The following is a 20,250-nucleotide window of genomic DNA, read 5'->3' on the forward strand; positions in this document are numbered from 1 at the left end:
CGGTCGGGCGGGTCCGAGTCCGGGTCCACTCTAGGCGCGTGCACCGACACCGCCGGGCTCCCACTCCGCGTCGTGACGGATGGGACAGCTGTGGTAGCGGAGCCGGTTCGCTCACCGCGCTCACAGGGCCATGAACACGATGACGATCGCGACCAGCAACACCACGGCGACGATCGCCAGCACGATGGGCAACCGGTTCGACGACGACGGCGTCGATGAAGTCGGACCCGCCGGCCCGGCCCAGCCCCGGGCACCCTGACCGGGCAGCCCGCCGGGTCCCGCGGCATCCAGGCCGCGCGGCGGGGTGCCGGCCGGTGTCGGGCCGACGCCGCCCGGGCGGCTCCGGTCGGGCCGCAGGTGGTCGTTGCTCTGCCGGAACGGATTCGACGGCAGGTGCTGCCACACCGCCGGATCGGCACCGGTCGTCGGCCTCGATCTCGGGCCGCGCCCGGGCACCCGCGAGCCCGGCGCGGGGCCGGAGGACGGCGTGGCCGCACCCGGTGGGGCGTTCGGCGGACCGCCCCGCGCCGGGGCCGCGCGCTGCGTCGCTTCATGTGCCGGGTCCACGTTCGCCGCGGGACGGCCGGGCCCGGGTCGGCGGGGCTCGGCCGGCCCCGGCCGTGATCGACGTTCCGCGGGTGGTCGGTCGGGGGTCGCGGCGCGACCGGCGGGCGGCGGTGTCGGCCGGTCGAACCGTCCCGGCATGTCCGGCGTGCGCGGACCCGGGACGGCGCCGCCGGCCATCCGACCGGGGAGGCCGCGGACCGTCTCCGCGTCGAGGTCGGCGGCCGACCTCGGCCGCACGTTCCGCAGACCCGTCGCCAGCGCATCGGCGAACTCCCGGCAGCTGGCGAAGCGCTCGTCCGGGGACTTCGCCATCGCACGCGCGATGACCGCGTCGGCGTCGGGCGAGAGTCCGGGCACGAGCTCGGAAACCCGCGGTACGGGTTCTTTCAGATGTGCTCCGATGACGGCGCCGTTGTCGCGGTCGTCGAAGGGCACGCGTCCGGTGAGCAGGTGGAAAGTGGTGGCCGCCAGCGAATACTGGTCGGTCCGGCCACCGAGTCGACGACCCGTCAGCTGCTCCGGCGACGCGTACGACAGCGTGGCGAGGACCGTGCCGACCGAGGTGAGCGCCTCGGTCTCGTCGGACAGTTTGGCGACCCCGAAGTCGGTCAGCAGGACCCGCTGCTCGTCGAACGACGAATCCTCGTCGACCTCGGCGAGCAAGATGTTGGCGGGTTTCACATCGCGGTGCAGCAGTCCGCGCCGGTTGGCGTGGTCGATCCCCCGCGCCACCTCCGACACGATGTGCACCACGCGACGCGGGGCGAGGCGGCCGCGTCCGGCGAGTTCGCGCGCACAGTCGGTTCCCGGGACGTACTGCATGGCGATCCAGAGCAGATCGGCCTCCGCCGACTTGTCCGGCCTCGACGCCACCGGCACACTCGCACGTCCGCGGTTGAACACGGTGACGATGTTCGGGTGGTCGAGCGTGGCCGCGACCTCCGCCTCACGCAGGAACCGCCGGCGAAAGTTGCTGTCCGTGAGCCCGGCCGAGGCCTTCAGCACCTTCAGGGCGTCGTACCGGGGCAGCTCCGGATGCCGGGCGAGGAAGACCGCACCCATGCCGCCGCTGCCGAGTACCCGTTCGACGCGGTACCCGGCGACGAGGGTTCCCGGCTCGAGCACTCCCCCAATCTAGCGGTGTGTCTCGGAAATAGTCGATCGAACGGCCTGGTCGCGGGAGGCCTCAGGCCCGCTCGCTCCGCTCCCGGCGCCTCGTGAGGTCAGGTCGCGCGCAGGACCTCGAGCGCGTGCTGCAGGTCCTCGGGGTATGACGAGGTGAACTCCACCTGTCGGCCGTCGGCCGGATGGGCGAACCCGAGCGACCGCGCGTGCAGCCATTGGCGTTCCAGACCCAGCTTCTTGCCCAGCACCGGATCGGCGCCGTACGTGGGATCACCGCAGCACGGATGGTGGAGGGCCGAGAAGTGAACCCGGATCTGGTGTGTGCGACCGGTTTCGAGGTGAACGTCCAGCAGCGACGCCGACGCGAACATCTCCAGGGTGTCGTAGTGGGTGACACTCGGTTTGCCGTTCGCGGTCACCGCGAACTTCCAGTCGTTGCCGCGGTGGCGGCCGATCGGCGCATCGATGGTCCCCGACGGCGGATCGAGGTGCCCCTGGACGAGCGCGTGGTAACCCTTGTGTACGGTCCGCTGTTTGAACGCCCGCTTGAGCAACATGTACGCCCGTTCGGACACCGCGACCACCATGACCCCCGACGTGCCGACATCGAGACGGTGGACGATCCCTTGACGTTCGTGCGCTCCCGAGGTCGAGATCCGGAAACCCGCAGCCGCGAGGGCCCCGATGACCGTCGGGCCGCTCCAGCCCAGCGAGGGATGCGCGGCGACACCCACCGGCTTGTCGACGACGACGATGTCGGAGTCGTGGTAGATGACCTCGAGGTCCTCGACCGGGGTCGGCTCGACGCGCAGCGGCTCCTCCGGTTCGGGCAGCGTGACGTGCAGCATCGTGCCCGCGGCGAGTTTGTGCGACTTCCCCACCGCCACGCCGTCGACGACGACGTCGCCCTCCTCGGCCAGGGTGGCGACGACGGTGCGCGACAGCCCGAGCATCCGGGAGACACCGGCGTCCACGCGCATCCCGTCGAGGCCGTCGGGCACCGGCAGGAACCGCGATTCACGCATGCGCGCCGCCCTCGGTGCCGGCCGGGTCGCGCTGCTCGCGGCGGGCCGCCCAGCCCGTGCGGGTGCCGTCGTAGTCGAAACCGAGCGCGGAGAGGACGACCAGGAGGATCGCGCCGCACACCACGGCGGAGTCGGCGACGTTGAACACCGGCCACCACCCCACCGACACGAAGTCGACGACATGGCCCTGAAGTGGTTGCGGGGCACGGAAGATGCGGTCCGTCAGGTTGCCGATGGCGCCGCCGAGCACGAGGGCCAGACCCGCCACCCACCACCAGGAGCGCAGCCGGCTGCTGTAGCGGATGATCACGAGCACGACCACCAGGGCGATGATCGACAGCACCCAGGTGTATCCGGTGGCCATGGAGAAGGCCGCGCCGCTGTTGCGGACCAGACGCAGCGTGACGAAGTCGCCGATGATCTCCACCGGGCGCATCGGGTCGATCGCGGCGACCGCGATCGATTTCGTCAGCTGGTCGAGTCCCAGGACCACGAGCGCGACGCCGAGCACCACGATCGTCGCCGTCGGCACCCGACGGCCGGGACGTGCGGCGGCGTCGGTGTCATCGGGTCCGCGGTCGGCCCCGGGTTCGACACGGTCGGGCGGGTCCACGTGCTCTCGATCCGTCAGGGGTTGGTCATCCACAGCATCATTGTCCACGACACGTCGAATACGCTGGCTACCCGTGTCCCCGCATCCCCGTCGCCTCCGGTCCGTCGTCTCGTCGATCGGGGCGGTGACCGCGCTGTCCGTACTGGTCGCGGGATGCGCATCGGGTCCCGACGAGACGCCCGGCGCTCCTACGGCGAGCACATCGGCGGGCTGCAGCACCGACTCGCCGTCCCGCGCCGCCGGTGCGGCGCCGGTCCCGATCGCACCGGCAACGGTGACGATCGTCGACGCGGGAACCGGGGAGCGCCGCGTGCCGACGGCCGCGCCGGACGTCGCGACCGCCCAGTCGGTGACCCTGGTGACGACCTCGGAGGTTGCGTCGCCGGGCACCTCGGACGCGCAGACCGTCGAGATGCCGCTGACCGCGCGGTTCGAGTGCGCCGACCCCGCCGACCTCGAACTCGACCTCGGCACGGTCACGTCCCCCGACACGACGCTGAACGACGAACTGTCGGCGATGGCCGGCGCGAAAGCCGGTCTCACGCTCGGTCCGGGCCTGGCGCCGGTGTCGCTGCGGATCGCGCCGCCGGAGCCGGCCGGCGGCGAGGCGCGACTGGCGGTCGAGCAGGCGCTGGTGTCGGCGTTCAACGCCGCGGTCGTGCTCCCGACCGAACCGGTCGCGGTGGGTGCGACGTGGCGGAGCGAGCGGGTGATCGCGGCCGCGGCGACCGTCACCCAGACCATCGAGGCACGGCTCACCGCCTGGGACGGCAACCGATTGACCATCGAGTACACCGCCGACGAGACCCCGGTGAACTCGGTGTTCGCGATCCCCGGCGGCAGTGACAGCCTCACCATCAGCCGCTACAGCTACTCCGGTCAGGGGTCGGTGACCGTCGACCTGACCCGGGGGCTGCCCATCGCCGGCGAGGCCACCTATCGGGGCGCCCGCGAGTTGGTCGGCGCGGACCCGAACCGGCCGCTGGTGCAGCGGACCGGACTGGCCGTGGCCTGGCGCTGAACGCCGACGGCCCCGGGTCACCGACTTCGGTCGGCGACGCGGGGCCGCGGATCATGCTGTGCGGCGAGTGGTCAGCTCGCGGGAGCGCACATGGCGCTCTCGACCTGGTAGAGGCCGAGGAGGTTGCACACGGTCTCGTTCGAGAGCTTCCAGCGTCCGTCGTCGAAGACGATGGTCGACTCGGCGTTGGTCGGCGGGTTGCCCGCGGTCTCGATCCGGACCTTGACGCGGGCCTTGTTCGGGCCGGCGCTGATCACGGGGTTGACGAGGACCCAGTCGACGTCGGAGTTCTCGGCACGCGCCTTGACCAGCTCGTCGAAGATCGCCGGGTCCTTCTCCGAACCCTCGACCAGTTCGACCTTCTCGGCCCGCGGGATGTCGGGGTCGACGGCCTGATCCACCATCTCGTTGAGGGCGGCAATCGACGGCGGGTTACTGCCGTCGGTGATCTCGGAGCCATCGCCGCTCGCGGCGGCGGTGGTGCTGGTGAGTGTCGGTGCGGGCGGGGCGTCGCTGTCGTCACTCCCGCAGGCCGCGACGGTGGTCATCAACGCGGCCGCGATCATGGTCGCGCCCAGAAACTTCCGATACTTCAACGATCTCCCTCACTGTGTTCTCGGGCATGGGGTGCGCCGGCGGGCGCTCTCGTACCGCGATGCCGGACGTGTCTGCCGGGTTCGACCCGACCGGACGTGTCTGCCGGGGTGTACCCCCAGCCGGACGTGTGTGCCGGGTTCCCCCCGGCGACGGCCCACACCACTATGCCAAACGGCAGGCACCAGGGGTCCCCGGTGCCCGGCGACACGCGTCGACGATCCGTCCGGCCGGCGGCGCCGAGCAGGCAACGCTTGACGGGCCGACCTGGTTCCGGTGACCCTTGGGCACCATGACAGGCACCCCGCCCGCGGCCGCCGGAGTCACCGTGCTGATCAGCACCGGAGGCACGATCGCCGCCCAGACCACCGACGACGGCGCGGTCCCGGCGCTCGGCTCGGCCGCTCTCCTCTCCGCCGCCGGGAAAGTCACCATCGGGACCGACATCGGGGCCGGGGACGACGGGACGTCGCGCACTCCGTCGGCCACCCGCACCGTCGACCTCATGTCGGTGGACAGTTCCGCGATGACCGTCGCCGACCAGTTCGCGGTGGTCCGCGCAATCGCCGACGCCCTGACCGACCCCGCCGTCCGCGGCGTGGTGGTCACGCACGGGACCGACACGATGGAGGAGACGGCCTACCTCGCCGACCTGTACGCCGCCGACGAGCGGCCGGTCGTGTTCACCGGGGCCATGCTGCCGTCTGATTCTCCTCGCGCCGACGGGCCGTCGAATCTCGCCGCCGCGTTGGCCGCGATCGACGACCCGGCCGCTCGCGGTCGAGGAGTCCTCGTGGCCATGGGGGGCCGGCTCCTGCCGGCACGCGGGTTGTTCAAGGTCTCCACCACCGACCCGGCGGCCTTCGACACCGTGCAGGGCACCCGTCGGGCCGACGACCCGCCGGTGCCGCGACGAGTGCTCGCCGGACCGATACCGGTGGGCCGGCCGGCACGCGTCGATGCCTTCACCCTCTACCCGGGCGTGTCACCGGGACTGATCGCCGCGTCCGTCGCGCAGAACGCCGCCGGCGTGGTCCTCGCGGCGACCGGCTCCGGGAACACCCACCCGGACATCACCGCCGAGGTGGCACTCGCCGTCCAGCGCGGGGTGACCGTCGTCGTCACCAGCCGCGTCCCGTACGGCGAGGTGACCGCGACCTACGGCGGGGGCGGCGGCGCAGTCGATCTGCGGCGGGCCGGGGCGATCGTGTCACCCTGGCTGCGCGCACCGCAGGCGCGCATGGCGCTCATCGCACTGCTGACCTCGGGTCACGATCTCGAATTGATCACCGATTTCTTTGTCGCACAACAGGACTGATTGCTGCCACCGGCACCCGCCGGGTGGCGGTCACGGCCGGTCGATACCGTGCCCGATCGGTCAACCGTCGCCCGGAAGATCCCACTCGAGGCTGTCGAGCGGATCCGCCGGACGGAGGTTCGGATCGTCGACCGGAAACGTGCGCGTGCGCCCCGGCCCGCTCGTGCGGGTCTCGAATCGCACGGTCACGACCCCGTGTCCACTCCCCTGAACCCAGCCGTGCCCGTGGTCGGGGTGGGTCACGTCGGCGCCGGGGCCGAAGCGGCCGACCGGCATCGAACTTCCCCCCGGCGCGAACCGCGGGGATTCGGGCGCCGAGTCCGCCACCTGGACGATCGGCGCCTCGGCCCCGGCCGGGTCCGGTGACGTCGCCACCTCGGCGCGACCCCCCGCTTCCGCACCGTGGCCTGCGGCGGTGTCGTGGTGGGTGGTCTCGACATCGGCCGGCCCCTCGCTGCCCAGCTCGTCGAAGAGGGCGTACTGCTGCACCGCGGTCAACCCCGAGAAGCTGACGCCGACAAGGCGAATCGCCCCGATGGAACGCGGATCGAGCGCGAGCCGCTGCGCCGTCCGCTCGAGGTCGTCGAAGTCGGTGGTGGCCGCCGCGGTCGTCGCCGAGCGCGTCAGGATCGACATGTCGGATCTCTTCAGTTTCAGTACGACGGTGCGCGCTCCCCGGCCGTCGGTGAGCAGTCGGCGGTGAGCTCCGGCGGCGGCCTTGCGGATGGCGGGACGCAGCGCGTCGAGTTCGACGATGTCCTCGGCGAAGGTGGACTCGGCGCTGATCTGCTTCGAGGAGGCACGTTCGGCGACCGGCCGGTCGTCGATGCCGTGGGCAAGGCGATGCAACGCGGGACCGACGGTGGCGCCCAGCACGGAGGCCACCTCGACCGGCGACATCGCCGCGAGGTCACCGATGGTCGCGATCCCCAGCCGCGCCAGCCGATCGCCGGACACGGGCCCGATGCCCCACAGCTTGCGGACCGGGAGCGAATGCAGGAACTCCAGCTGGCCGGACGGTGGGATCACCATCACCCCATCGGGTTTGGCCATCCCCGAGGCGATCTTCGCGAGTTGTTTGCCGCTTCCGAGCCCGACCGACGCGGCGAGTCCGACCTCGCTCCGGATCCGGGATCGGAGCTCCTCGGCGAACTCGCCGGCCGCGTCGACGGTCGCCCCCGCGAGTTCTTCCGGCTCGCCGAACGCCTCGTCGAACGACAGCGTCTCGATGACCGGAACCGCTTCGCGCACAATGGCGAAGACACGTTTGCTGACCGTGCTGTACACCGATCCGCGCGGCGGGATGACCACGCCGCTCGGCCCGATGAGCCGACGCGCCTGGTGCATCGGCATCGCCGAGCCGGCACCGAACACGCGCGCCTCGTAGCTGGCGCCGGCGACCACCCCGCGCCCACCGGACCCGCCGACCAATACCGGGCGGCCACGCAGCGTCGGGCGGGTGAGCTGTTCAACGGAGGCGAAGAACGCGTCCATGTCGAGGTGCATCACCCAGCGCGGGCTGCGTTCGAACCCCCGCCCCGACACCGCACCGACCGGGCGCGACGGTTCGGGTTCGAGGCGTGACACCTCACCGAGTCTAGTGAGCAGCGGTGACGGCGAAGACGGGGATCAGCCCGGCGTGGGCGGCGAGATCTTCGTCCGACGACGCGAGCTCGAGGCCCGCGGGCAGGAACCGCCCGACCTCCCACCCCCAGCGGCGCAGGTACTCCCGGATGACCGGCGGCCGAAGGGCGGGGTCGATTTCGGTGAGGGTGACGACGGCTCGACGTCGGCCACGGCGAAGTTCCACCGTGCCGGCCACGCGCGCGTTGCGCACCCACTGCGTGTCGCCCCGGACGGCCACCAGGTACTCCGCCCCGTCGAGCCGCAGGACGTTGACCGGGACTCGCTGCGGCGTGCCGGTCTTCCGGCCGACGACGGTGAGCGTCTGCGCCCCGGCCAGGTTGACCCCGCGGTCGGCGAGCCAGCGCACCGCGCGGTTGAAGGCGGCGTCGAATCCGCTCGGGGCCTTGTAATGGGTGGTCGCGGTCATGACGGGCCTTTCGTCGAGGTGACACTTTCGAGAGCGGTGCTCTCGCAGTTGAGTATGCAGCCACGCCGCCAGAAAATCAAGAGCACCGCTCTCGGTTTGTGGCAGGATCGTCGCATGGCCACCGGACGAACGCGCGCGGAGAACCGCGCGATGATGACCGACGAGATCCGTCGACTGGGACGCGAACACCTGACCACCTACGGCGCCGCCGGGCTCTCGTTGCGCGCCATCGCCCGCGACTTGGGCGTCGTCTCCTCGGCGGTGTACCGGTACGTCCCGAGCCGCGACGAGTTGCTGACCATGTTGCTGGTGGAGGCCTACACCGATGTCGCGGACGCCGTCGATGCCGCGGCCGATTCCATCGCCACCTCCCGACGGCGCGATCGACTCGCGGCCGCGGCCGCGGCCGCGCGGACCTGGGCTCTCGCCGAGCCGTCCCGATGGGCGCTGATCTACGGAAGCCCGGTGCCCGGTTACTCCGCCCCCGGCGAGCGGACCATCGGGCCCGGCACACGCATTCCCGTGCGGCTGCTCCGCGAGTGCTCGGCCGCCCACGCCGAAGGCCTGCTACGCGCCGACCTCCCCTCTCCCACACCGGATGTCGCCGCGGACATGGACGCGATCCGCGATGAGTTCGACCTCGACACCCCCGCCGCGGTCCTGGCCGCGGCCACCACGTTGTGGGCCGTACTCGTCGGCGCGATCAGCCTGGAGACCTTCGGCCAGTACGGGACCGACACCTTCGCGCATCCCGAGCAGCTCTTCCGGCTCCAGATCGAGCAGACACTGTCGGGCCTGTTCGCCTGAGATCGGACAGAGTGCGGTATTCGTACCGGTTTCCGGTACAGATCCCGCACTCCGCGCGGTGGGTGGATCAGCGGGTGACCGGCCGACGGAGCTCGACCCCGACGAGCTTGTCGGGGTTGCGCATCACGTAGATGTCGACGATCAGGCCATCGACGACGCGGAGGGTGATCGCGGTCTGCAGCCGGCCGTCGAAGTAGAGGATCATCCCGGGCTGACCGTTGAAGACCACGAACTCGGCGCGGTAATCCTCGAGCACGGCACCGATCCGGGCGAACCCCGAGAGCACCCGCATCACCGCGGGCGCCCCGCGCATGGGCTGCCGTACCGCGGTGGTCTTGCCGTTGCTGTCCGAGGTCAGCACCACCTCCGGTGCCATGAGGGCGATGAGGGCGTCCGCGTCGCCCGACTCGGCCGCGTCGAGGAACGTCTCGACGACCTCCGCGGCGCGGGCACGGTCCATCGGATCGAACCGGGGGCGCCGACGCTCGACGAACGACCGGCCCCGTTCCGCGAGCATCCCCACCTCGTCGAGCGACCAGGACAGCATCGTGGCGATCGTGTCGTCGGCGAATCCGAAGACCTCACTCAGGACGTACACCGTCCGCTCAGCGGGCTCGAGTTCTTCCAGAACGAGCAGCATCGCGGTCGACGCGAACTCCGCGAGACCCGCGTCGGCGAGGACGTCGCCGTCGAACCGGATGGGATCGGGCAGCCAGGGTCCGACGTAGTCCCCGGCAACACGTCGACGCGCAGTGAGCGTCTCGAGCGCGCGCCGGGCGACCTGCGCGATGAGGTGCGCTCGGGCCGACCCGGGGCCGAACGCGTCCACCGGCGCGCTCGCCGGATGATCCCAGAGACAGTGTCGGACAACATGATCGGCGTCCACAGCCGAGCCCAGGATCTCGTAGGCCACCGTGAACAGCAGCGGTTCGAACGCGGCGGATCGCGCCGGGATCGGGTCCACGTCCATGCGGGTCATCGGGGTCTGCCCCCTCGTATATGGTTCGGCGGCGAACGACGCGCTCGGGTGTGTGCTCACCCCGCGGGGCCGGGTCGCGGCAGTCTCCACACCGTACGTGGCGCAGCACCACCAGGGTGCGACTGTTGCGAGTGGTGTCCCAGATCGTCTCGTCCGACCTCCCCGCGCGGCCGACGACGACACCGCGCGAACACCCGGCCGGGATGTCCGCGCGGTGCCCGGGTCAGCGGATCAGTTCGCCTTCGTCACGTCGGCGGTCACACCGTCGCCCAGTTCGATGCTGCCCGCGTCACCATCGCCGGTCACGTCGAACCGCACCGCGAGCACCTCGCCGGCGATCAGGTCGGCGTGCGTCCTCGCCCAGTCCAGACGTTCGGCCGGTACGACGAGTCGCACCGTGATCCGGTCGGAGACGTCCAGTCCCAGGGTGCGGCGCGCATCCTGTAGCTCGCGAACCCGGTCCTTCGCCCACCCCTCGGCCTCGAGTTCGGGCGTGACCGCCGTGTCGAGGACGACCAGGCCGTTCCCGCCCGGCAGCTCCGCGGTCGAGTCCGGTTCGACGGCCACCAGCCGTCGGGTGAACTCCCCGTCGTGGAGTTCGATGCCGTCGGCGACGATGATCTCGGACCCGTCGGCGCCCTCGCCCGCAGTCCAGTTGCCCGACTTCACCGCCTTGATCGCACGCTGCACGTCCTTACCCAGGCGGGGGCCGGCAGCACGCGCGTTGACCGCGATCTCGTAACGCCCGTACTCGCTGGCATCGGCCGCCAGAGTCACGTCCTTGACGTTCATCTCGTCCTTGATCAGGTCGACGAACGGCTCGAGCGCGGCCGCGGTCGGCGAGGCCACCGTCAGACCCGACAGGGGCAGCCGGACCCGCAGCTTGTTGGCCTTGCGGACGCTCGACGCTGTCGAGCACACCGCCTGGACCTGGTCCATCGCCATGACCAGGTCGGCATCGGCCGGCAGCTCATCGCTCGTCGGCCAGTCCGTCAGGTGCACCGACCGCTCCCCGGTGAGACCCCGCCAGATGGCCTCGGTCGCCAGCGGAAGCAGCGGCGAGGCCAGCCGGCAGGCGACCTCGAGCACGGTGTAGAGGGTGTCGAAGGCGTCGGTGTCCTCGTCCTGGCCGGCCCAGAAGCGTGCCCGGGAACGACGCACGTACCAGTTGGTGAGCGACTCGACGAACTCACGGAAGGCGTCGCACGCCCCCGCGATGTCGTAGGTGTCGAGCGCCGCGGTCATCGTGTCGCGGGTCGTCGCCAGCTTGGCCAGGATGTAGCGGTCGAGCACATGCTGCGAGTCGGTCCGCCAGGTCGCCGGGCGCTCGGCGTAGAGCTGCAGGAAGCTGTAGGCGTTCCACAGCGGCAGAAGCGCCTGACGCACCCCTTCCCGGATACCTCGCTCCGTCACGACGAGGTTGCCGCCGCGCAGGATCGGCGAGGCCATCAGGAACCACCGCATCGCGTCCGATCCGTCGCGATCGAAGACCTCGTTGACGTCGGGGTAGTTGCGCTTCGACTTCGACATCTTCTGCCCGTCGTCACCCAGCACGATCCCGTGCGCAGCAACGGTTTTGAAGGCCGGCCGGTCGAACAGCGCGGTGGCCAGCACGTGCAGCGTGTAGAACCAGCCACGGGTCTGCCCGTTGTACTCGACGATGAAATCGCCCGGGTTGTGGGCCGGGGCGTGCGCGGAGTCACCACCGTCGAACCAGTCCCGGTTCTCGAACGGATAGTGCACCTGGGCGAACGGCATCGAACCCGACTCGAACCAGCAGTCGAGGACCTCGGGTACCCGACGCATGGTCGACTTCCCGCTCGGGTCATCGGGATTGGGCCGGGTGAGGTCGTCGATGAACGGCCGGTGCAGGTTGTCCGGACGCACCCCGAAGTCGCGCTCCAGGTCGTCCAGCGAACCGTAGACGTCGACGCGCGGGAACTCCGGGTCGTCGGACACCCAGACCGGCAGGGGCGCACCCCAATACCGGTTGCGGCTGATGTTCCAATCCCGGGCGCCTTCGAGCCACTTGCCGAACTGCCCGTCCCGGATGTGCTCGGGCACCCAGGTGATCTGCTTGTTCAGTTCGACCATGCGGTCGCGGAACTGCGTCACCGCGACGAACCACGACGGCACCGCCATGTAGATCAGTGGCTGGCCCGACCGCCACGAGTGCGGGTAGGAGTGCTCGATGGTCTCGTGCCGCAGGATGCGCCCGATTTCCTTCAGGTCCTTGATGATCACCGGGTTTGCGTCGAAGACCATCAGGCCCTCGTACGGCGGGACCTGCGCGGTGAAGCGTCCGCCCGGGTCGAGCGGTTGCACAACCTCGATGCCGTTGGCGGTCGCGAGGTCCATGTCCTCCTCGCCGAAAGCCGGTGCGAGGTGCACGATCCCGGTGCCGCTGTCGGTGGTCACGTAGTCGCCCAGCAGCACCCGGTGCGAGTTCGGGTGACCGGCGAAGAAGTCGAAGGGAGGCGCGTACGACAGATCCGCCAGATCCGCTCCGCGGTGCGTGCCGAGCACCTCCGGATCGGCGACCTCCTTGGCGTACGCACCGAGCAGCGCCTCGGCCAGCAGGTACTCCCGGCCGTCGGCGGCCTTCACGTGGGCGTAGGTGACTTCGGGGTTCACCGCGATCGCGAGGTTCGACGGCAGGGTCCACGGGGTCGTCGTCCAGATGAGCGCGTTGACACCGTCGAGGGAGGACAGCGGACCGTCGGGCACCGAGAGCGGCATCGTGACGGTGACCGCCGGGTCCTGGCGCATCCGATAGGCGTCGTCGAGTTTCGACTCCTGGTTGGACAACGGCGTCTGCTCGTACCAGCTGTAGGGCAGCACTCGATATCCCTGGTAGATGAGCCCCTTGTCGTAGAGCGCCTTGAACGCCCACATCACCGACTCCATGAAGTCGAGATCGAGTGTCTTGTAGTCGTTGTCGAAGTCGACCCAGCGGGCCTGGCGGGTCACGTAGTCACGCCACTCCCCCGTGTACCGCAGCACCGAGTCGCGGCAGTACTCGTTGAACTTCGCCATGCCCATCTTCTCGATCTCCGACTTGTCGGTGATCCCGAGCTGGCGTTCGGCCTCCAGCTCGGCAGGCAGACCGTGTGTGTCCCAGCCGAATCGGCGGTCCACCTTCTTGCCACGCATGGTCTGGTACCGGGGTACCAGATCCTTGACGTAACCGGTCAGCAGGTGACCGTAGTGCGGCAGGCCGTTCGCGAACGGCGGACCGTCGTAGAAGACGAACTCCTCGGCGTCGGCCCGGTTCTCGATCGACGCGGCGAAGGTCGAATCGGAGTCCCAGTACTGCAGGACCCGCTGTTCCACGGATGGGAAGTCGGGGGCGCTGCGCCCAGTGCCCCCGGTCATGTCGACCTTGGGATACACCCGCCCGGACTGAGTGGGGGCGGACTGGGTGGGGTCGGTCGCGTCGCTCACGGCTCGTCTCCTCGTGCCTGGTGATGTCTCATCGGCACGGGGACGCACACCGGAGGTCTGCGCGGTACCACCCCGCTTGCGTCGGAGATCCGACGCCACTCGACGAATCGCGACGGTTGGTGACCGTACGATCCTGTGGCTGTCACGGGCCACGCCCGCCCGGTTCTACTGAGAGTCACGCATTCGCACCGTCCACTGGACGCCGCACTCGATGACACCGTTCTTCCGGGTGCTCCCCGGTGATGGCCGGATCAACGCGTGAACCAGTGTAGCGACGACCGACCCGGTCGGGCCAATGGGTTGTCGACCGGTGTGCGGCCACCCGGGTGCGCTCAGTCCGGCGGCGGATGCCAGTTCGGATCAAGCGGATCGAAATCCGCACGCCGACGACGCGGCGCGGACTCATCGGGACTTGTTGTCCAGTCGTCCGGGCCGGCGGCGTCGCCGCCCGGCACGTCGTCGGGGGCCCACCCCGAGGACTGCGGGTCGAACGGACGCGGAGCCGACGGCGGGCCGACCGGAGGCCGTTGGCCCCTGGTCGGAGGCGCGCCGGCTTGCGGAGGACCGAATTGCCCCTGCTGCGGCCGGGCCTGCTGCTGTGTCCACGATGGTTGACCGACCCCGGGTTGTCGGCTCTGCGGTCCTACACCGGGCGGTCGGGAACCCGGCGGCGGGCCGGGGCGACCCTGGGCACCACCGGCGACATCGACACCGGTGGGCGAGGCCCCGCGGGGCGGCCCGTCACCACTCGGACTGTCGCCGCCGACCGAACGCAGATAGTCCTCGAGGTTGCCCTCACGACGCTCGGGAGCAGGACGATTCGGCGGGACCGAACCAGCGGGCGCGGCCATTCCGGGGTCGAAGGCCCCGGGCCGATAGCCGGCTGGCTCGGAATCGCCGACACCGGGGGCGTCGGCGGCGGGGTACCGACGCGTCGGTGTATCGTCGCCGCGATCGCCGGCCGGGTCGTGCCGGGTGACAGCGTCGTCATCGGCGTCGTGCGACGGATCGGTGTCGCGACCGGCGCCCGGGACCATGTCTTCCAGTGACCGGGCCGCTTCGCCCTTGCGACCGGCGAACACGTCCACCAGGAGGAAGCCGAGGCCCACCAGACAGACCACGATGCAGGCCACGGCCAGCCACACGGTCCCGGTGATGAGACCGAGGATGAGCAGCACGAACCCCAGAAGGGTCGCGGCCAGCGCCAAGGTCAGCACATCACCAGCCTAGTGCGCACCGATCCGCCCAGGTCAGCTGGGTGAGTAGCTGCTGAATCCACCGTTACCCGGATCGTTCGAGAACGACTGATCGGGTCGGCCGCCCTCGACAGGCGCCGCGCTGCCACGCTGCTGGAGTTCCTCGAGCTGGGATTCGAGGTAGGTCTTCAGACGCGTACGGTATTCACGCTCGAAGGTCTTGAGCTGCTCGATCCGGCCTTCCAGCACACCGCGCTGCTGGTTGATCGTGCCCATGATCTCGCTGTGCTTGCGCTCGGCGTCGCTCTGCAGGGCATCAGCACGTTCCTGTGCCTGCCGCAACTGCGCCTCCGACCGCGTCTGCGCGTCGGCGAGGATCGCCTCCGAGCGCTGCCGGGCATCGGCGAGCATGGCATCGGACTTGGTCTGCGCCTCGGAGACCAGCGTGTCGGCGCGCGTCTGGGCGTCGGACAGCATCGCGTCGGCGTCGGCGCGTGCGCTGCCGGTGAGCCGGTCCGCGGTGTCCTGGGCGAGCGCGAGAACGCGTGCGGCACGCACGTTGGCGTCGTCGTTGGTCGCCTGCGGAGCCGGCGTCGGCGCCGGGGCGGGCGGCTCGGGTGCCGCGGCGGGCTTGGCGAACATCTGGGTCCGGTCGTCCGCCTGGGCGCCACCACCGGAACGGGCATCGGCGAGCTCGCTCTCGAGCTCCTCGACGCGCTGCTTGAGGTCGGTGTTCTCTTCGATCAGCCGTGCGAGTTCGGCTTCGACGAAGTCGAGGAACTGATCGACCTCGTCCTCGTTGTAACCGCGCTTACCGATGGGCGGTTTGCTGAACGCGACGTTGTGCACATCAGCTGGAGTCAGCCGCATGTCGGTTCCCCTCATGTCTGGTGGTGAACTTGTGTTCAGTTGGCGGGCCGTCCAACCCGGATCGCGCGACGGTGAGTCGTTCGACCGATACAGGTTGTCACTAACTATTCATACCAGTCAAAAATTGTAACTGGCGTCCAATCCTGTCACACGCGAACCGTTGGTCGCATCTCTGCGATGCGCTGTTGAAATGAAACAGTCATCCGAAGATGACTTATAACGGTAGACCATCGCCGTGGCACGGGGTACCCGCCGCCCGATCGGGTGCGCCCGCCGGGGACGGACCCTTCGTGACGCGCCCTCCGCAACCTCAGGGAGCAGGGGGACGCGCCCGCAAGTTCCCGGGGCTCCTCAGGGAGCAGGGGGACGCGCCCTCCGCAAGCTCCGGGACCCGGCGTCAGGGGCGGACGAGGTGTCCGGCGATCGCGAGCGACTCGGCCAGGGCGTCGGCGCGTAGGCCGTTGACGATGTTCATGCCGATGATCACGACGAGCATCACGATCATGAGCGACAGGTCGAGCCGGATGGGACCGAGTGGGATCGGGGGGAGAACGCGACGCAGCGCCTTGATCGGGGGGTCGGTCACGGTGAAGACCATCTCGATGACGACCACCGCGATCCCGGTGGGACGCCACTCACGCGCGAAGGTCCGGACCAGTTCGACCACCAGCCGGCCCAGGAGGAGCAACCAGAAGATCAGCAGGAGGTAGTACAAGACGCTCAACAAAATCGCAGCCACGCGTCAAGAGTGCCTGAACATCTCGGACGACGGCGAACCGAGGTACCCGACGCCGGTCAGGAGTGGTTGTAAAAGCCCGTCTCGGCGATCTTGCGGCGGTCTTCGGGCGACACGTCGACGTCGGCGGGCGACAGCAGGAACACCTTGGTGGCCACCTTGTCGAACGATCCGCGCAGCGCGAACGCAAGACCCGCGGCGAAGTCGACGAGGCGCTTGGCGTCGTCGTTGCTCATGTCGACGAGGTCCATGATGACCGGGTTGCCGTCGCGGAAACGCTCCCCGATGGTACGGGCTTCGCTGTAGTCCGACGGGCGCAGCGTGGTGATCTTCTGCAGCGGGCTGTCGGCGAAGACGCGCTCGAGTTCGCGGGGGTCGGCACCCGTCGACCGCGGCGCGGTGGCAGCGCGCAGGGCGGCGCTCGACGAACGCTGCAGCGGTTCGAGGCGGGCGGGCGCCCGCATCGGCCCCTCGCCCACCGCGCGACTGCCGGCGTAGGCGAACTCCGCCGCGTACTCCGGGGCCAGGTCGAAGCCGGCGTCGTAGTGGCGGTCGGACAGCTCGTCGCGGTACGCGATCTCGTCGCGGTAGCCGGCGTCCCGGAACGACGGCTCGTATCCGGGATCGTAGGAGGAGTCACCGTAGTAGTCGTCACGGTAGGCGCGCTCACGAGACCGCTCCCGCAGCGGCGGGGCCGACTCCTCGAGGTAGTCGTCCTCGTACTCGCTGGGCGGCACCATGCCGAAGTAAGCCTTGAACTTCTGCATCGTGGTCATTGACGGCCTCTCTGGTAGTGCGACGCCGGTTGCTGCCGTGCCGGATGGTGCATCTGTGGTCAGTGAGCTAACTGCGCTTCGTGTGTCACTTGGTTCTGGTGTTACCAATGTGATTACTGAGAGATTAGCGGCCGATCGCCCATGATCGCGGTTCCGACACGCACGCATGTCGAGCCCGCGGCGACCGCCTCCTCCATGTCCCCGGACATGCCCGCGGACAGTTCGACGGCGCCGTCGAATCGCCCGCGGAACGCCTCGTGGATGCGTGCGGCCTCGGCCATCCTGTGCCCGGGTTCGCCGTCCAGCGGGGCGATCACCATGAGCCCGCGCAACCGCAGTGAGTCGGCCTCGACGACCCGATCGGCCAGAGCCGGGAGATCGTCTTCGACGACGCCGCCGCGTTGCGGATCGCCGTCGAGGCTGACCTGGAGCAGCATGTCGAGCGGATCAGCGCGCTCCCCCTCGTCGAGTGCCGCGACCGCGGCACGGTCCAGCGCGTCGACGACCTTCGGGCGGTCGACGGAGTGCACCGCGCGCGCCCACCGCGCCACCGACCGGGCCTTCTTGGACTGCACCGAACCGATCATGTCGAACACGGGGACGTCGCCGGGCTCCGGGGACTCCCAGTCCCTGAGCACCTCCGCCACCTTCCGGCCGGCCTCGGGTTCGCGCGACTCGCCGAACGCGCGCTCCCCCAGCTGCAGCAACCGACGGACGTCATCCGCGGGAAAGAACTTCGTGACCACGAGGAGGTGACAGGAGCCCGCCGGCCGATGGGCGGCCTCGACCGCGGCGTCGAGGCGCCGACGCACAGCGGCCAACCGTTCCCCCAGCTCGGCGGTGCGCGCATCAGATGACCCGGTCATGTCCCCATCCTTCTCGCCACCGGGTCACTCCCCGAGCGGGCGCCGCTCACCGGGTGCATCGTCGCCGTGTGCATCGCCATCGGGGTCCATCCAGATGACCGAGGCCAGGCGGCCCGTGGGTGCGCCCCGGCGATGGCTGAACAGGCTCGGGTCGGCGATGGTGTCCCGCGGGTCGACCGCGACTCCGGCGACGCCGGCCTCGAGCAACTGCCGCCGCAAGCCGGCACGCAGGTCGAGACCGGCCGTGCCCTTCTTGGTACGCACGGCGCTGCCCGGCAGATGCTTCTCTACGTCGGCCTGCATGTCGGCGGGCACCTCATAGTGGTCTCCGCTCGCGGCAGGACCGAGGAAGGCGCCGATGGACCCGATCCGGGCGCCGAGTTCGACCATTGCGCGCAGGGTGGCGGGCACGATGCCGATCCGGGCGCCGACGCGGCCCGCATGGACCCCCGCGATCACACCGGCGTCGTCGTCGCTGAGGAGTACCGGGACGCAGTCGGCGGACAGCACGGCGAGGGCGAGACCGGGCGTGGTCGTGACCAGCGCGTCGGTGGCGGGCACCGGCTCGGGAACCGGTCCGTCGACCACGGTGACGTTGCGACTGTGGATCTGTTCCATCCAGACCACCGACCCGGCCGCCACCCCGATCTGCTCGGCCAGCCGAATCCTGTTCGCCGCCACGGCTTCCGGATCGTCTCCGACGTGATCACCGAGATTGAACGAATCGTACGGTGACACCGAGACCCCGCCGGCACGGGTGGTGATGACACGACGCACCCGCATGCGCGGGCTCAGCGCTTCATGAACGACGGCACGTCGACATCGTCGTCGTCGAGCCGAACGGTGTTGCGGCGGGGCGGCTCCGGCTCCTGCTCGAACGGATCGCCCGCACCCTTCGGCATGTCCCCGAAGAGCGGATCGTTCTTCGGCGGCGACGCCACGGCGCCGGCCTGGCCCTGACCGACCGCGGAACGCCCCGCGGCGGCCGGGACGTCGGTCCGCTTCTTGGGTGAGCCACCGTCGAAGCCGGCGGCGATGACCGTGACCCGGACCTCGTCACCGAGGTTGTCGTCGATCACCGTGCCGAAGATGATGTTGGCGTCCTCGTGCGCGGCCTCCTGCACCTGGGTCGCGGCGTTGTGGATCTCGAACAGACCCAGGTCGCTGCCACCGGCGATCGAGATCAGCACACCGCGGGCGCCTTCCATCGAGGCCTCGAGCAGCGGCGAGTTGATCGCGGACTCGGCGGCCTTGCGCGCACGCTCCTCGCCGCGGGCCGAACCGATGCCCATCAGCGCGCTGCCGGCATCGCTCATGACGCCCTTGACGTCGGCGAAGTCGACGTTGATCAGGCCCGGCGTCGTGATGAGGTCGGTGATGCCCTGCACGCCGTTGAGGAGCACCTCGTCGGCACTGCGGAACGCGTCCATCAGGCTGACCTGTGCGTCGCCGAGCTGCAGCAGACGGTCGTTCGGGATCACGATCAGCGTGTCGCAGGACTCGCGCAGAGCGGTGATGCCCGCCTCGGCCTGTCCGCCGCGCCGCTTGCCCTCGAAGGCGAACGGCCGGGTGACCACGCCGACGGTGAGCGCACCGAGCTTACGCGCGATCGACGCGACCACGGGTGCACCACCCGTTCCGGTCCCGCCGCCCTCGCCCGCGGTCACGAAGACCATGTCGGCGCCCTTGAGCAGTTCCTCGATCTCGTCGCGCGCGTCCTCGGCGGCGCGGCGACCGACCTCGGGATCGGCACCGGCGCCGAGACCCCGTGTCGAGTCGCGCCCGACATCGAGCTTGACGTCGGCGTCGCTCATCAACAACGCCTGGGCGTCGGTGTTGATCGCGATGAACTCGACTCCCTTGAGTCCCTGTTCGATCATGCGGTTGACGGCATTCACGCCGCCACCGCCGATGCCGACGACCTTGATGACGGCCAGGTAGTTGTGCGGTGGCGTCATGCGCTCGCCTTCCTTGTGTGGTCGATCTCGTTGTTCGAGTTCTGGTCTCGATATGTCCTGTGTGAACCGGCCGGTCCACGTCCCGCTCGCGACAAACCCTAAACCTGAACCATAGATTTAGAGTTATGTCAAGTAACTCGTTGTGGTGATGACGCTAGGCATCGCAGGCCCCGGTATCCAGATCCGCGCTCGGCGTGTCGGGAAGTCGTGGCGAAATCCGCCGGAACCCTCAGCTTTTCACCGCCCCACGGGGGTCGTCCGGTTCCGTCTCGCGGGTCCGCCTCACCCCGACCGGTGATTTC

At 69.9% G+C, this 20,250-nt stretch carries 18 protein-coding genes; 3 read left to right on the plus strand and 15 right to left on the minus strand.

The window, feature by feature from the left end:
• Positions 1 to 120 precede the first annotated feature (120 nt).
• The 3 genes from KB201_RS25070 to lspA all read right to left on the minus strand — a co-directional run bounded on the left by KB201_RS25070 (position 121) and on the right by lspA (position 3,363).
• Positions 121 to 1,692: a serine/threonine-protein kinase gene (locus KB201_RS25070; RefSeq protein WP_137808492.1), complete on the minus strand. Its 1,572-nt coding sequence runs from the start codon at positions 1,690 to 1,692 to the stop codon at positions 121 to 123.
• Positions 1,693 to 1,790: 98 nt separating this feature from the next.
• A complete protein-coding gene (locus KB201_RS11430) occupies positions 1,791 to 2,717 on the minus strand; it encodes an RluA family pseudouridine synthase (protein WP_211539313.1) in 927 nt (308 codons plus the stop codon).
• On the minus strand, positions 2,710 to 3,363 hold the full coding sequence (lspA, locus tag KB201_RS11435) for a signal peptidase II (protein WP_307848064.1): 654 nt from the start codon (positions 3,361 to 3,363) through the stop codon (positions 2,710 to 2,712). Before lspA ends, KB201_RS11430 begins: the two co-directional genes overlap by 8 nt.
• Positions 3,364 to 3,403: 40 nt before the next feature.
• Here lspA and KB201_RS11440 point away from each other — a divergent pair, with 40 nt between their 5' ends.
• Positions 3,404 to 4,351, plus strand: coding sequence for a hypothetical protein (locus KB201_RS11440; protein ID WP_078112843.1), 948 nt, complete (start codon positions 3,404 to 3,406; stop codon positions 4,349 to 4,351).
• A gap of 71 nt (positions 4,352 to 4,422) precedes the next feature.
• On the opposite strand, the gene KB201_RS11445 is transcribed toward KB201_RS11440, so the two are convergent.
• On the minus strand, positions 4,423 to 4,899 hold the full coding sequence (locus KB201_RS11445; RefSeq protein WP_171011519.1) for a hypothetical protein: 477 nt from the start codon (positions 4,897 to 4,899) through the stop codon (positions 4,423 to 4,425).
• Between the two features lie 338 nt (positions 4,900 to 5,237).
• On the opposite strand from KB201_RS11445, the gene KB201_RS11450 reads away from it, so the two are divergent.
• Positions 5,238 to 6,263 carry an asparaginase gene (locus tag KB201_RS11450; RefSeq protein WP_211539315.1) on the plus strand — a complete coding sequence of 342 codons (1,026 nt, stop codon included), beginning with the start codon at positions 5,238 to 5,240 and terminating at the stop codon, positions 6,261 to 6,263.
• Between the two features lie 60 nt (positions 6,264 to 6,323).
• Here KB201_RS11450 and KB201_RS11455 read toward each other — a convergent pair whose 3' ends face one another.
• Together KB201_RS11455 and KB201_RS11460 are read right to left on the minus strand one after the other, a co-directional pair.
• Positions 6,324 to 7,769: a DNA polymerase IV gene (locus tag KB201_RS11455; RefSeq protein WP_211539360.1), complete on the minus strand. Its 1,446-nt coding sequence runs from the start codon at positions 7,767 to 7,769 to the stop codon at positions 6,324 to 6,326.
• A gap of 91 nt (positions 7,770 to 7,860) precedes the next feature.
• On the minus strand, positions 7,861 to 8,316 hold the full coding sequence (locus KB201_RS11460; RefSeq protein WP_211539316.1) for a nitroreductase/quinone reductase family protein: 456 nt from the start codon (positions 8,314 to 8,316) through the stop codon (positions 7,861 to 7,863).
• Positions 8,317 to 8,430: 114 nt separating this feature from the next.
• Here KB201_RS11460 and KB201_RS11465 point away from each other — a divergent pair, with 114 nt between their 5' ends.
• Complete coding sequence (locus KB201_RS11465) at positions 8,431 to 9,123, plus strand: TetR/AcrR family transcriptional regulator (protein ID WP_078112836.1); 693 nt, start codon at positions 8,431 to 8,433, stop codon at positions 9,121 to 9,123.
• Between the two features lie 67 nt (positions 9,124 to 9,190).
• On the opposite strand, the gene KB201_RS11470 is transcribed toward KB201_RS11465, so the two are convergent.
• From KB201_RS11470 to ftsZ, 9 genes are all read right to left on the minus strand, one after another.
• On the minus strand, positions 9,191 to 10,102 hold the full coding sequence (locus tag KB201_RS11470; protein ID WP_211539317.1) for an RNA polymerase subunit sigma-24: 912 nt from the start codon (positions 10,100 to 10,102) through the stop codon (positions 9,191 to 9,193).
• 231 nt (positions 10,103 to 10,333) lie between these two features.
• On the minus strand, positions 10,334 to 13,546 hold the full coding sequence (gene ileS / locus KB201_RS11475; protein ID WP_211539318.1) for an isoleucine--tRNA ligase: 3,213 nt from the start codon (positions 13,544 to 13,546) through the stop codon (positions 10,334 to 10,336).
• Between the two features lie 332 nt (positions 13,547 to 13,878).
• Positions 13,879 to 14,763 (minus strand): hypothetical protein, encoded by an 885-nt coding sequence (locus KB201_RS11480; RefSeq protein ID WP_058251722.1) that lies wholly within the window; start codon positions 14,761 to 14,763, stop codon positions 13,879 to 13,881.
• Positions 14,764 to 14,796: 33 nt separating this feature from the next.
• Complete coding sequence (locus tag KB201_RS11485) at positions 14,797 to 15,612, minus strand: DivIVA domain-containing protein (RefSeq protein WP_058251721.1); 816 nt, start codon at positions 15,610 to 15,612, stop codon at positions 14,797 to 14,799.
• A gap of 397 nt (positions 15,613 to 16,009) precedes the next feature.
• Positions 16,010 to 16,351 (minus strand): YggT family protein, encoded by a 342-nt coding sequence (locus KB201_RS11490; protein ID WP_068970573.1) that lies wholly within the window; start codon positions 16,349 to 16,351, stop codon positions 16,010 to 16,012.
• 56 nt (positions 16,352 to 16,407) lie between these two features.
• On the minus strand, positions 16,408 to 17,124 hold the full coding sequence (locus tag KB201_RS11495) for a cell division protein SepF (protein WP_068970572.1): 717 nt from the start codon (positions 17,122 to 17,124) through the stop codon (positions 16,408 to 16,410).
• A gap of 113 nt (positions 17,125 to 17,237) precedes the next feature.
• Entirely contained in the window at positions 17,238 to 17,990 is a 753-nt protein-coding gene (locus KB201_RS11500) for a YggS family pyridoxal phosphate-dependent enzyme (protein WP_211539319.1), read from the minus strand.
• Positions 17,991 to 18,014: 24 nt separating this feature from the next.
• Positions 18,015 to 18,773 (minus strand): peptidoglycan editing factor PgeF, encoded by a 759-nt coding sequence (pgeF, locus tag KB201_RS11505; protein WP_058251717.1) that lies wholly within the window; start codon positions 18,771 to 18,773, stop codon positions 18,015 to 18,017.
• A gap of 8 nt (positions 18,774 to 18,781) precedes the next feature.
• Complete coding sequence (gene ftsZ, locus KB201_RS11510) at positions 18,782 to 19,948, minus strand: cell division protein FtsZ (protein WP_058251716.1); 1,167 nt, start codon at positions 19,946 to 19,948, stop codon at positions 18,782 to 18,784.
• Between the last annotated feature and the right edge of the window lie 302 nt (positions 19,949 to 20,250).

It is taken from the genome of Gordonia sp. SCSIO 19800, assembly GCF_018132775.1.
In the GTDB taxonomy this organism is placed as follows: Bacteria; Actinomycetota; Actinomycetes; order Mycobacteriales; family Mycobacteriaceae; genus Gordonia; species Gordonia hongkongensis.

Coding starts and splice junctions, on each gene's coding strand:
- KB201_RS11485 (WP_058251721.1), bottom strand. CDS start 15,612: ATGCGGCTGACTCCAGCTGATGTGCACAACGTCGCGTTCAGCAAACCG.
- KB201_RS11500 (WP_211539319.1), bottom strand. CDS start 17,990: ATGACCGGGTCATCTGATGCGCGCACCGCCGAGCTGGGGGAACGGTTG.
- KB201_RS11495 (WP_068970572.1), bottom strand. CDS start 17,124: ATGACCACGATGCAGAAGTTCAAGGCTTACTTCGGCATGGTGCCGCCC.
- KB201_RS11455 (WP_211539360.1), bottom strand. CDS start 7,769: ATGCACCTCGACATGGACGCGTTCTTCGCCTCCGTTGAACAGCTCACC.
- ftsZ (WP_058251716.1), bottom strand. CDS start 19,948: ATGACGCCACCGCACAACTACCTGGCCGTCATCAAGGTCGTCGGCATC.
- KB201_RS11470 (WP_211539317.1), bottom strand. CDS start 10,102: ATGACCCGCATGGACGTGGACCCGATCCCGGCGCGATCCGCCGCGTTC.
- KB201_RS11450 (WP_211539315.1), top strand. CDS start 5,238: ATGACAGGCACCCCGCCCGCGGCCGCCGGAGTCACCGTGCTGATCAGC.
- KB201_RS11465 (WP_078112836.1), top strand. CDS start 8,431: ATGGCCACCGGACGAACGCGCGCGGAGAACCGCGCGATGATGACCGAC.
- KB201_RS11460 (WP_211539316.1), bottom strand. CDS start 8,316: ATGACCGCGACCACCCATTACAAGGCCCCGAGCGGATTCGACGCCGCC.
- KB201_RS11430 (WP_211539313.1), bottom strand. CDS start 2,717: ATGCGTGAATCGCGGTTCCTGCCGGTGCCCGACGGCCTCGACGGGATG.
- KB201_RS11445 (WP_171011519.1), bottom strand. CDS start 4,899: ATGACCACCGTCGCGGCCTGCGGGAGTGACGACAGCGACGCCCCGCCC.
- pgeF (WP_058251717.1), bottom strand. CDS start 18,773: ATGCGGGTGCGTCGTGTCATCACCACCCGTGCCGGCGGGGTCTCGGTG.